General features: G+C 55.7%; 10 protein-coding genes and 1 rRNA gene. 2 read left to right on the top strand and 9 right to left on the bottom strand.

Translation table 11 applies throughout. The features are described 5' to 3' along the window. Window positions 1-7 precede the first annotated feature (7 nt). The 3 genes from aspS to QMF38_RS01970 form a co-directional block, all read right to left on the bottom strand. On the bottom strand, window positions 8-1,810 hold the full coding sequence (gene aspS, locus QMF38_RS01960) for an aspartate--tRNA ligase (protein ID WP_281758538.1): 1,803 nt from the start codon (window positions 1,808-1,810) through the stop codon (window positions 8-10). Further along, on the bottom strand, window positions 1,807-3,072 hold the full coding sequence (gene hisS, locus QMF38_RS01965) for a histidine--tRNA ligase (RefSeq protein WP_281758539.1): 1,266 nt from the start codon (window positions 3,070-3,072) through the stop codon (window positions 1,807-1,809). The genes aspS and hisS overlap by 4 nt, the downstream gene beginning before the upstream one ends. A gap of 331 nt (window positions 3,073-3,403) precedes the next feature. Then, entirely contained in the window at window positions 3,404-3,583 is a 180-nt protein-coding gene (locus tag QMF38_RS01970) for a hypothetical protein (RefSeq protein WP_281758540.1), read from the bottom strand. Window positions 3,584-3,708: 125 nt separating this feature from the next. On the opposite strand from QMF38_RS01970, the gene QMF38_RS01975 reads away from it, so the two are divergent. Continuing rightward, a complete protein-coding gene (locus QMF38_RS01975; RefSeq protein ID WP_058094789.1) occupies window positions 3,709-5,019 on the top strand; it encodes a glutamate-1-semialdehyde 2,1-aminomutase in 1,311 nt (436 codons plus the stop codon). A gap of 133 nt (window positions 5,020-5,152) precedes the next feature. Here QMF38_RS01975 and QMF38_RS01980 read toward each other — a convergent pair whose 3' ends face one another. The 4 genes from QMF38_RS01980 to QMF38_RS01995 all read right to left on the bottom strand — a co-directional run bounded on the left by QMF38_RS01980 (window position 5,153) and on the right by QMF38_RS01995 (window position 10,076). Beyond that, window positions 5,153-6,247 carry a sodium:calcium antiporter gene (locus QMF38_RS01980; RefSeq protein WP_281758541.1) on the bottom strand — a complete coding sequence of 365 codons (1,095 nt, stop codon included), beginning with the start codon at window positions 6,245-6,247 and terminating at the stop codon, window positions 5,153-5,155. 66 nt (window positions 6,248-6,313) lie between these two features. Further along, window positions 6,314-7,159, bottom strand: a complete 846-nt coding sequence (locus tag QMF38_RS01985; RefSeq protein WP_040288282.1) for an ABC transporter permease — start codon at window positions 7,157-7,159, stop codon at window positions 6,314-6,316. Then, a complete protein-coding gene (locus QMF38_RS01990; RefSeq protein ID WP_281758542.1) occupies window positions 7,159-8,088 on the bottom strand; it encodes an ABC transporter ATP-binding protein in 930 nt (309 codons plus the stop codon). Before QMF38_RS01990 ends, QMF38_RS01985 begins: the two co-directional genes overlap by 1 nt. A gap of 2 nt (window positions 8,089-8,090) precedes the next feature. After that, window positions 8,091-10,076 (bottom strand): hypothetical protein, encoded by a 1,986-nt coding sequence (locus QMF38_RS01995; RefSeq protein WP_281758543.1) that lies wholly within the window; start codon window positions 10,074-10,076, stop codon window positions 8,091-8,093. A gap of 228 nt (window positions 10,077-10,304) precedes the next feature. On the opposite strand from QMF38_RS01995, the gene QMF38_RS02000 reads away from it, so the two are divergent. Further along, window positions 10,305-11,543: an MFS transporter gene (locus QMF38_RS02000; protein ID WP_281758544.1), complete on the top strand. Its 1,239-nt coding sequence runs from the start codon at window positions 10,305-10,307 to the stop codon at window positions 11,541-11,543. Window position 11,544: 1 nt separating this feature from the next. Here QMF38_RS02000 and QMF38_RS14770 read toward each other — a convergent pair whose 3' ends face one another. Continuing rightward, window positions 11,545-11,748, bottom strand: coding sequence for a DUF6199 family natural product biosynthesis protein (locus tag QMF38_RS14770; protein WP_390853815.1), 204 nt, complete (start codon window positions 11,746-11,748; stop codon window positions 11,545-11,547). Between the two features lie 229 nt (window positions 11,749-11,977). Continuing rightward, a 5S ribosomal RNA gene (rrf, locus tag QMF38_RS02005) occupies window positions 11,978-12,094 on the bottom strand. Window positions 12,095-12,458 lie beyond the last annotated feature (364 nt).

The raw sequence follows: 12,458 nt of genomic DNA on the forward strand, positions 1-12,458 counted from the left end.
CGTCGTCTTACCCATGATGGCGGACACGTAGATGCAACACTTTAAGCTGCTCTTCGGACACTTCGCCCGGTGCGTCCATCATCAAGTCGGTGCCGCTCGCCGTCTTCGGAAATGCAATGACATCGCGCAACGACTTGGCTCCTGCAAGCAGCATGATGATGCGATCCAAGCCAAAGGCAATGCCACCGTGCGGAGGCGTGCCGTATTCAAATGCGTTCAACAGGAAGCCAAACTTGTCGTACGCTTCCTCCTTCGTGAACCCAAGCGCCGCGAACATCTGCTCTTGAATCTCCCGGCGATAAATGCGCATCGATCCGCCGCCGATCTCAAAGCCGTTGAGGACCATATCGTACGCCTGCGCCCTCACCTTGCCGGGGTCTGTGCCTAACAGCGGAATATCTTCCTCGCGCGGCATCGTGAAAGGATGATGTTCAGCGACCCAGCGCTTCTCCTCTTCGTCGTACGACAGAAGAGGGAAATCGGTGATCCATAAAAACTTGTACGCGTTAGGATCGGCAAGCCCGAGCGTCTGGCCAAGATGGCTACGCAGTGCCCCAAGCGCTGGTAGCACTTGTTTGCGCGATCCGGCACCAATCAGGATCAAATCGCCAGGCTTCGCCTTCGCACAATCGGCGATGGCCTGGAACTGCTCGTCCGAGAAAAACTTGCTGATGGACGAGCGAAAACTGCCATCTTCGAGAACGGCGATGTAGGCAAGACCGCCGAGTCCGTAACCCTTCACAAAGTCGACGAGATCGTCCGTTTGCTTGCGGCTGTACCCCGCACAGCCGGGCGCGACCAAGGCCTTAAGAACCCCACCCTTTGCCAAAACGTCAGCAAACACGCGGAAATCGGTACCCGCAAGCACGTCGGCGAGATCGACAAAAGCCATGTCGAAACGCAAGTCCGGCTTATCGGACCCGTATTTGTCCATCGCCTCGGCATACGGGAGACGCTGAAATGGCCGCGGCACTTCGACGCCAGCGACATCGCGCAAGACGTTGGCAACCATCTCCTCCATCATGTCTTGCAAAGCCGCCTGTGGCAAGAACGACGTTTCAATATCGAGCTGGGTGAACTCGGGTTGCCGATCCGCCCGCAAATCTTCGTCGCGGAAACAGCGTGCAATTTGGTAGTACCGCTCAAACCCGGACACCATCAGCAATTGCTTAAAGATCTGTGGCGATTGTGGCAACGCGTAGAACTCACCTGGTTGCAGGCGACTCGGTACCAGATAATCACGAGCGCCTTCAGGCGTACTTTTCGTCAAAATTGGGGTCTCGATTTCCAAAAAGCCGTGATCGTCCAAGTACTGGCGGAACGCACGAATGATGCGGTGGCGCATCATCAGAATGCTCTGCATCTCGGGGCGCCGCAAGTCCAAGTAACGGTGGCGCAGCCGCACCGTTTCGTCGACTTCGACGCCGTCCTGGATATAAAATGGCGGGTTTTTCGCCGTGTTTTCGATCACGATGTCGCGCACCACGACTTCGATTTCACCGGTTGCAATCTTCGGATTGATGGTCTCTGCATCCCGCTTTTCCACCGTGCCCTCGATGGCGATCACGAACTCGTTACGCAATTTATCTGCCGCTTCCATCGCATGCTCCGGCGTGCCCCGGCCGCGATCGAACACAAGCTGAACGATCCCCGAGCGATCGCGCAGGTCGACGAACACCACGCTCCCAAAATCGCGCCGGCGCTGTACCCAACCAGCCAGCACGACAGATGTCCCTGGCAGCGCCGCCAGAGTGTCTGCCACCCAATGACTGCGTGTTAGACGATGCATCACCTGTTGCTCCACAATCACCACTCACTTCCCCCTTGTTCAATGGCATCCGCCAGCTCGGCAAACGGAATTTCGCGCTGTACACCTGTGGCGAGCTGCTTGACCGTCGCCTTGCCAGAGGCCAGCTCGCTTTCCCCTATCATGATGACAAATCGCGCCTGTAGCCGATCCGCCAACTTCAACTGCGACTTCAGGCTGCGCCCTTGATAGTCTCTGTCCGCACGCAGCCCCAAGCGGCGCAATGACTTAAGCACGGCCATCGCCGTATGTTCGGCACCCCGGTCGGCAACTGCCACAAACGCATCAAGCCCCACCGTGCGGCCGATTTGCACGTTTTGCGACGCCAACACGGCGATTGCGCGTTCGATCCCGCCAGCAAAGCCGATGCCAGGTGTCGATGGCCCGCCTAATTCCTCGACCAGGCCGTTATAGCGACCACCGCCGGCGATGGTGGAAAATCCCGGGGTCGTAATCTCCCACGCCGTGCGCGTATAGTAATCGAGCCCGCGAACGAGATTTTTGGCAATCTCGAACGGAACATCCATCGCCCGTAAATAGCCCTGTACCTGCTCAAAATGATCCTTGCACTCGTCGCAAAGGACATCGACGATGTATGGGACGTTCGCTTCCCGCAACACTGCCTGGCAAGATTCGTTCTTGCAGTCAAACAAGCGCAGCGGGTTCTTCTCCAATCGCACTTGGCAATCGCGGCACAATTCGTCGCGATGCGGCAATAGCCGTTCAATCATCTGCGCCCTGTGCACGGGTCGACACACGCTGCAACCGACCGAGTTGAGTTCGACGGTCAGGTTTTGCAGACCAAGGCGCTCTAAAACGGCGAGGCTGAGCGCGATGACCTCGGCATCGACCGCAGGCAGTTCTGATCCCAGCACTTCTGCGCCGTATTGATGAAACTGCCGAAGGCGTCCCTTTTGCGGTTTCTCATAGCGAAACATCGGACCGATATAATACAATTTTGCCAATGCGCCGGTGCCGTACAGCTTGTTCTCGACAAACGCCCGCACAGCACCCGCCGTGCCCTCCGGCCGTAAGGTAACACTGCGATTGCCGCGATCGAGAAACGTGTACATCTCTTTCGACACGATGTCTGTCGTCTCACCGACACCGCGTTCGAACAACTCTGTGTGTTCGAAGATAGGTGTGCGTATTTCGCCGTAGTTGGCCTTGTCCAGCACATCGCGCACCGTACTTTCAAGCGCCTGCCAAACTTCTACTTCACCCGGCAGGAGATCGACCGTGCCGCGAGGACGTTGAATCTCCATGTGTCATCCTCCTTTTCCAAGCTACCGCGGGTGCCGTGAGGATTGGCCGCGGGATCAAAAAACGCTCTTTCGTCGATGCCGGTAGATACCGGCAGGGACGAAAGAGCGCTTCCGCGGTGCCACCCTGCTTGAACGAGACGTTCCACCTCAACGGCATAACGCGCCGACGACGCGCGGCCACCTATCAGCAGCTCGCGTTTTCAGAAGCCGTCTTTCCAAACGCAGGCTGGAGTCGCTTGCAGCCACGGCGCACTCTCTCTGAAACAGCCCAAACCGCCTGTACTCTGCTTCCTCATCAAATCGATATGTTGGTTGCTATACTGAAGTGTGATTATACGGAATGGCGCATATGTGTGTCAAGCACACCCTGAGCCGGGACCTTAAGCCCGCGCTGAACAGCCATCCCCATGGCCGTTTCGGAGAGATAGAGCCGATGGTCATAACGAACGTCGCCCCCGGATGTCAAAACCGAGGAAAGCTCCTTTGCCGCCGTCGCAACAGGTCTACGCAAAACTTTTCCCTCCTGATCCCGTTTGTTTTACCGTTTCCACACGTGGCACGGCTCATGCAATGGCATCTGGAGTTGACCATCAGAGCTTGGCAGTGGAACAATAAAGGCTTAAGGAGTGGTGATAGATGGTTCTCGATCGCACACAGTCCAAACTGTGGTTTGAACGAGCACAAGCGGTTATTCTTGGTGGTGTCAACAGCCCATCGCGATCGTACAAATCAGTCGGTGGCGGTACGCCAACGGTCATGGTCCGCGGACAAGGATCACACATGTACGACGTCGATGGCAACGAATATATCGATTATCTCGCGGCATACGGCCCGTCGATTCTCGGACACGCGCATCCCGCGATCACGGAGGCGATTGCACAAGCGGCGGTCGACGGGGTGCTCTACGGAACACCAACGCCGTCCGAGGTGCTGTTCGCGGAAAAACTGCGGCAGGCCATTCCTGACTTGGAGCGCATCCGTTTTGTCAATTCCGGAACCGAGGCCGTTATGACGACGATTCGCGTGGCACGCGCCTATACGGGGCGGCGCAAGGTTTTGAAGTTTGCTGGCTGTTATCATGGCCACTCGGATGCCATGTTGGTGGCGGCCGGGTCAGGCCCATCGTCGATCGGCGTCCCCGACAGTGCAGGGGTGACCGCGAACATCGCCAGTGAAGTGATTACCGTTCCGTTTAACGATCCCGATATCTTGGCAAAAGCACTCGAAGTACACGGTACAGACGTCGCGGCAGTGCTCGTCGAACCTATTGTCGGCAACTTCGGCATCGTTCCGCCACGAGATGACCGTTATTTAGAGCAAGTCATCAATCTCGCGCATAAACACGGTGCGCTTGTCATTTTCGACGAAGTCATTACAGCATTTCGCTTCCATTACGGAAGCGCCGCGCAAATGTACGACGTGCATCCAGATTTGTACGCGCTCGGGAAGATTATTGGGGGTGGCCTGCCCATTGGCGCATATGGTGGGCGAAAGGACATCATGGAACAGGTGGCGCCGCTTGGTCCTGCGTACCAGGCTGGAACCATGGCGGGAAATCCCCTGTCGATGCGCACGGGCATGGCATGTCTCGACGTGCTGCGCGAACCGGGCATCTATGACGACATGGCGCGGCGAGCACAAGTTTTGACCGAGGCGGCCCACGAAGCAGCTAAACGTCACGGTGTCCCGATCACCATCAATCGTATGGGCGGCGCATTCACCATTTATTTCGGAAGTCATCCGGTGCGCAACTACGACGACGCCAACGCGACAGACAGCGACCAATTTGCCCGCTTCTTTCATTTGTTGGCGGATCGCAACATTTTGATTGCACCGTCGAAGTATGAAGCGTGGTTTGTCTCGGCTGTACATACCGATGAGGACATTGAACGCACCGTCGCAGTGTATGACGAGGTATTCAAAGAATTAGGGCAACACAGGCCATGACGCAAAACGCCGGGCGGCTCTGAGAAACGAGCCGTCCGGCCCACATGGTGCGTCGAAGAGAGCCACACGCAGTCTGAACGCGTTTTAACATCCATCGTCCCATCGCATTTATCCTGATTGCGATCTGTCTGGGTCAGCGCAACCTAGTCTGCCGCAATTTTTGCACGGTAAAGCAGGCTACTAATACAATGATTGCCATCACGCTGCCAAAGATCCAGTAGTAATGTGCCTGGTGAAAGCGTTTCACAAGCGTGAGCATCGGAAGTACGAAGTAAAGCGTAGAGGCAATCAGCAGTGTCCAGGGCTCGAGTACGCGGCGCACACGATACATCACAACGGTGAAAAGCGCTGCCGAAAACGTTAAAACCGCCGTCAAGCGCGCTTCAGCCGTCAAATTCCATGGTGTCATCCAGATACCAAGCGCAGGAACGAGCGTACTTTGAAACACCATCGCGCCGGTGACGTTGCCTAAAGCCAAACTGTCCTTGCCCTGTCGAATCCACACCACACTGTTTAATGTTTCTGGCAACTCTGTGGCAAGTGGAATAATCAAAGCCGACAACACAAACGTTGGCAAGCCAATTTGTAAGGCAATTTGTTCGACCCCGCCCGTCAAAATGTGTGCACCGCCGACAATGAGTGCGAGTGACACAAGAAGTTGCAAACTGACGAGACCAAAAGAAGGTTCGCCCACCCCTGGTTGCAAATACAGTGGTTTAAGATCTCCCGCGTCCGTGGTTTCTGCCTTATCGCGAAGCGTCCAAATGACAAATACGACGTACAAAAGAACAAGCGCAATGGGCACAAAGCGACGGACCTCAGTTAGGGGGAACAGGGCCGGCAACATGGATAACACATAAGCCGTTAAAAAACAGAGCATGTCACGCATGTATGCACGCCGCTGAATGTGCAGTTGGTACAGTGAATGGCCGAAGCGAAACGCCAGCGTCGCACTCGCAATGACCAATCCGCCCAACGTCGCGAGCAAAAAGGGAGCGCCGAGGATCCCGCCGATCCCAACCTGTTCCGCTTCCTTGCTGCCACCCATCAAAATAGCGGTCACCGGTACCGCCGTTTCCGGCAGCGCGGTGCCTACCGCAGCCAAAATACTCCCCACAGCGCCCTGCCCTAACCCCAACTTGTTACCGACCCACTCGATGGCGTTCGTAAAGAGTTCAGCGCCGAACAGAACCATGGCGAGCGAGAACAGAATTTGCACAATGAGCATCAAGATTCCCCCCGCGAAGCGGCACGTCCATAAAGGTCTACGCTCGCGGAGGAAACAATATGCGCATTATTGGTATTGCTTTTCGGTGCTGCGCGACCAAAATGGAAGCCAAGAAAACCACTGTGGGCGCAGACGCCATAGGCTTGGCACGAGCAAAATCACAATGGCAACCGCATAAAACTCGACAAACGTCACCCAGATGGATGGATCGGCTGACACGGCTCCTTCTAAGGCCGCTTCCACGTATAAAGGATTCAACGCGTAGAAAAAGTGCGACCACGAAAGAGTAAAGAGGTCGATTGGATTCTGCTCATACAAGCCTTTCAACCCATAACCTAAAGCGCCGAAAACAACCATCATCAGACCCACGGTGCCGTAAGAAAACACCGTGCTCCATGTCGAACGCAGCGCGATCGTCGAGAACAACACGCAAATCGTCGAGATGACGACGATGGTGAGCAACTGAAACGCCAATACGGACACAACTTCCTGCGGGACAGCCCCACCAAACAGAAAGACGAGGCTATAGACAGGCAGGGTGACCACGACTAGGAGCACCAACAAGGCGCTGGACGACAACACCTTTCCTAATAAAATGCCAATTGGTGACACAGGCGTCGTCAAGAGCACGGCGAGCGTTTTGCGCTCGCGCTCGCCACTGACGCTGCCAGCTGCAAAGGCAGGTGCTAAAAACGCGACGACCGTCATCTGCAAAAGGCTAAGCAGGACAAAAACCTGCTGGCTTTTGGTCGGCTGCACCAGGTACAGCTGCCCCTGCACATTCTCATACAGCAAGAAAAAGGTTAGTATCGACATGCCGCACAGATACGATGTAATGACAATAGGTGCTCGCGCCGTGCGCATGCGCTGATGGAATTCCTTGGCGAGCAAAGGATTGATCCGCAATCGCATCACATACCCTCCTGAATCGCAGACAACCGTAAAAACAACTGTTCGATATCCGTGGGCTGTTCACTAAATTGCGTGATCGCCATACCGTGCTGGACAAGCGTGGTCAACAGATCGGCCTGTTGGGCGAGCGTGCCTGCGTACAGGACATTCCAGCCAGCATCCGCAGCATGAACGTCGACGACGTGCCGATCCGCCGCCAAAACGCGCTCCAATTCGCCAGGTGCAAAACGGCCATCGATACGAATGGTGCGATATGCACTCGAATGCTGAACCATGACCTGTACCGCAGCTACGGCAACCAGTTCACCGCGCCGCAGGATGCCAACTTCGTCGGCCACTTCCGCAAGTTCGTTCAGGATGTGCGTACTGATAAGCACCGTCTTCCCCATGTCGCGCAGTCCATGCAACACCGTCCGCATTTCGAGGCGAGACTTCGGATCAAGGCCAGACGATGGTTCGTCCAAAATGAGAACAGCAGGATCGTGCATCAGGCAGCGGGCGATCTCCAAGCGCTGCTGCATACCCCGTGACAGCGCATTGACGTATGTGTCTCGTTTGTCCGTCAACCGCACGCGCTCCAGCAAATCATCCGCACGGGCTTTTACCAGGCGTCGATCCACCCTGTAGCAATCCGCAAAAAAGCGCAGATACTCCATGACAGTCAGATCGTCATACACCCCGAAGGCATCAGGCATATACCCGATACAGCGCCGAACTGCCCGCGGCTCACGCGTCACCTCAAAGCCCTGAATGTACGCGCGCCCGGATGTCGGTGTCGAGAGCGTGGCCAGCATCGACAGGGCGGTCGTTTTGCCTGCGCCATTCTCTCCTACCAACCCAAACACGGTTCCCGGAGCGATCGACAGGTTCATATCTTGAACCGCCGCCATTCGGCCATAGCGCTTGCACAAATTTTGCGTCAAGATCACGGTCAATCTGCCTCCAGACTACGGCTAACCGGAGCGTATTCGCGAATCAAAGTAAGCGTCTTGGCGCTGGTCACGCGGCGCTCACCAACGGGCGTTGGCAATTGCGGCGTACGGTTTGCTGTGGTAGCGATCAGCATCGCCTCTGTCTCGCTCGCCGACGCACTTGGCGTCCAGGAAGACAAGTAAGCACCGAGCGAACGGCCAATCCCGTGCGTCAAGGCCCGGTTGTAGGCGCCATAATCAGAAATCCAAGAGACCGTCGCCGATCCACCACCGACAGGAATCGTTTTCGTCTGCCCGGGGATCAATGTTCCCAAGCGAACCATGGTCCCCTTCCAGACAACAGCGACATCCTCCAATGTATAGGGCGTGTCGTTTTCTACCGTGCCAAACAGCAAACCGTATGCGTCGGTGAACTGTGTCGCAATTTCTCCACACTCGCGATCGATACCTGACGTGTACAAATACCGAACGTGCCAGCGCGGAACACCGTAGAACGAAACATCGGTCGCACTCGCACGACTTGTTACGATCGACTTGGTCAGCGGCTGATTGTCACTTGTAAGTGGCAATACATCGCTACCACCTGGCAGTTGCAGACGAAAGTCACCAGAATCAGGCGACATGAAGGCCTCGGCCGCATAAGCAAGCCCACTGCCGTCACCACTTAAATCGATCACACCTACGCCATCCAACAATAACCCCTTTGGTCGCTCGGATCCGCCAAATGCGTAGATACCGACAGTCGTCATGGCGCTCAACACGGGTAATACCACCCACGCCCAAGTCGCCTTGCGGCGTCGGTGCAGCCAAAAAAACGCGAGCGGACCTGCGACGAGAATATAGATGAAAAACACTACGCCAAAAGTCGAAAGTGATGGCATGCGCAGTGGCGCCAACGCGTCGCCCACAGAAGTTAAAGACAGCGCACCGCTTTCGCTGAACAGGGCGGGTACGGCTGATACCGCCCCCCTTGCCAGGACGGCGGATCGAAAAATCGCCGTCCACATTTGGGCATCTCCCGTCCACGCCAACAAATGCGGATCCATCGGCGAGAACGCCGTTTGCCAAATTTGCCCCCTGCCGACCTGTTCACTCGCAAGAAGCGGTATTTGGTTCGATCCCGCCCAGATGCGGGCATTCCCACGCACTGCCGCGGCATCTGTCGCAAGCGCACCGGCCGAAGGTTGCACGCCAGCAAAATCGGCAAGCGGCTGCGCGCTCACCTGCGACGGAGCTCCGGCAATCAGAGGCAAGTTGGGCCAGCCAGGAAGCGGACTTCCGGCTCCAGTCACAATCAAGAGACCGCCTTCCTTGACCCACTCGCGCAACGCGTTTTGTTGAATGGTGGATAACGACGAAAGTTCAGGGATTGACGCAACCATGGCGGATAAGCCGGCTAATAGATCGACAGCCACAGGAACCTGTGATGCATCAAGGGCCACCGGCAGTACTGGCGTCGAATCGCTGCTCGCACCCGCCAAAAACTGCGTTTCCTGTGGATCATCCGAAATCACGCCAACGAGTGCGACATGCGATACCGCGTTGCCCGTTAGAGGCGCAGTCGATAGCGTCGCATCGCCTACAATCAGGGACACCGTTGCCCCTTTCGTCAATATGCTGCCTGGCAACGCAATCTCCTTGCTTGTCCAGCCATCCCGCGGCAGAGCAATCGGCCACTTGAGCACGCCGGCGCCACGACGCCCGTTGTTCAGGGATTCGTTCACCGCAACAGCGAGATCGCCAGTGGTCGCTGCACCGTTATGGTGGAGAGAAATATGCACTGGAACCCAATCATCTGTGCTGTAGTAGCCACTGTACCCCACTTCCACAGACATACTGACCGCCTGCTTGTCCACCTGGGCGCTTGCGGCGAACGGCCAAGCCTCCACCATCGTCACAGCGATGAAGGCACCAAGCCATTTGCCATAGGCGCGCCATCGGAACTTTCGCCGCGCTCGGCTGCCGTTATGCTGCTTGCATACCATCTCATCGTTCCTTTCGACGCCATGAACAGGCGCCTATTCCAACCGCACAAACGTGCAAGGTAAGTCCCATCTGTCGAATTGACACCATTGTACACCGTCGACAAAGAGGACCGCTAATCCGAGCGGCTGAACGGCTACTTGCAAAGCAAATCTTTGTGCGCAATTGGAACCAACTTGGAAAGAAGCGTATTGTAAGAGAGTACATAGCATGGAAAGAGGTCCTTGAAATTGAACGACGGCACTCCGACACAGACGGCTGCTGAAACCTACCTCGAGCGAGGTACAACCATCTATCGCCGGGTCAGCCTTGCATTCTTGGCAGCCGGGATCGTCACGTTTGCAAACCTGTACTGCGTACAACCACTATTCCCGATTTTCTCTGCTCGCTTTCAGTTGACGCCAGCCCTCTCCAGTCTTTCTCTATCTGTGACAACCTTCATCCTTTCCGTGTCCCTGCCGATTGCCGCCTGGATATCCGATGTCTGGGGGCGAAAGCCCGTCATGGTCACGTCATTAGGCACTTCCTCGGCGCTCGGAATCATTGCAGCTATTTGTCCGTCATTCACTTCCCTATTGGTGGTACGCGCCCTACAAGGACTTACGCTCGCGGGCCTACCTGCCGTAGCCATGGCCTATTTGAGCGAAGAAGTCGCCCCGCGTGGTCTGGGCTACGCCATGGGGCTCTACATCAGCGGCAATTCTATCGGGGGACTGCTCGGTCGTATCTGTATTAGTTTTTTGGCAGACCACTTCTCGTGGAGAATTGGAATTTTGGTGTTTGGCACCGTCAGCCTGTTCCTCAGTCTTTACTTTTGGCGAAGCTTGCCCAAGTCGCGACACTTCACCCCACAAACCACCAGCCCATCCTCGGCGCTTCAAGCATTTCGCGAAGCACTGCGCGATCGCGGCTTAATCTGCCTATACCTTATCGGAGCGTTGCTTATGGGCGGCTTTGTGTGTCTTTATAACTATATTGGCTTTCGCTTGCTTGCGCCGCCGTATCGCCTGTCTCAGTCACTTGTCGGCATGCTGTTTATCGTCTATATAGCTGGTACCTTTAGTTCTTCATGGATGGGGAGATTAGCGGATCGCATTGGACGCAAACGCGTGCTTCTTGCCAACGTCCTTCTCATGGGTGGCGGGGCTGCGATTACACTCCTACCGAACCTCTTTTGGATAGTCATAGGCATGACCGTTTTCACGTTCGGATTTTTCGGCGGCCACTCAACCGCAAGCAGTTGGGTCGGACGACGAGCGGTTCATGCGCGCGCGCAGGCCTCGTCCCTGTACTTGTTGTTTTACTATGTGGGATCCAGTGTCGGGGGCTCACTAGGGGGATTCTTCTGGAGCTCGGGCGGATGGCCGGGCACGGTTGGGATGATCTTAATCTCTAATCTCTGCGCGGTCATTCTCTCAATTGCCTTGACGAGAATCCCCCCCGTGGCCCATACCAGTACGCGATCATAAGTCAGGAATGGGGCGATGCGAATGCGGCGATGATGAAAATGAGGCTAAATAGGCACGCAGCCCCTCCGGTAACCCTTAAAAACATGAGATATCCATCAGACGGTTCAGCGTCCCTTAACTTCCACCCGATGTGTAGATACCAAGCTGCTCTCGGTGCAACAAGGTGAAATACGCCTACAATCAATAATACGAATACAAATAGCAGAGAAAGCCCTCCCCAAGCTTCTTTGACATTTCAAATATATCCAAAGTATTCATAGGCGTCCAGTAATATACCTCTTGAGCGAGCCGGTGCTCGTACCTATTTTCCTGAATTCAGCCTGACCTTTAGATGCACTCGACTGGGGTGAGCTTCTGCTTTCGGGGATGTGGGTGAGGAATGGTGCATATAGCAAAACAGAGCCAGGCATCTTCGCCTGACTCTGTTCTCTCTTGCCTGGCAACGACCTACCTTCCCAGTCCCTCTCGAGACAAGTATTCTCGGCGCTGGAGGTCTTCACGTCCGTGTTCGGGATGGGTACGGGTGTTTCCCCTCCGCTATGGCCACCAGACTCGTGCGCTTCGTTTGCTCCTCGCTCACACGGCTTCGGCCTTCGGCCTGCAGATGTGTTCGCTCGGAACAAACTCCGCTTCAGCTGTGTTGCGTGCAACCCTTGTGCTGTGTTCGTTTGTCCTGGCACTCACGTGGCTTTGGCCTTCGCCAGCCGAAGTGTTTGCTTGGACCAAACTTCGCTTCAGTTGTGTTTCGTGAAACCTTTGTGCTGTGTTCGTTTGCCCCGCACTCACGTGGCTTTGGCTTTCGCCTGCCGGTGTGTTTGCTCAGAACAAACTTCGCTTCAGGTTGTCTTCTGCTATGTACCTTTGCTTCTGCTATGAAATGACCTTGCTTGCGGGTGAAGCCCTCGACCGATTCGT

It is taken from the genome of Alicyclobacillus hesperidum subsp. aegles, assembly GCF_027923525.1.
GTDB lineage: Bacteria > Bacillota > Bacilli > Alicyclobacillales > Alicyclobacillaceae > Alicyclobacillus > Alicyclobacillus aegles.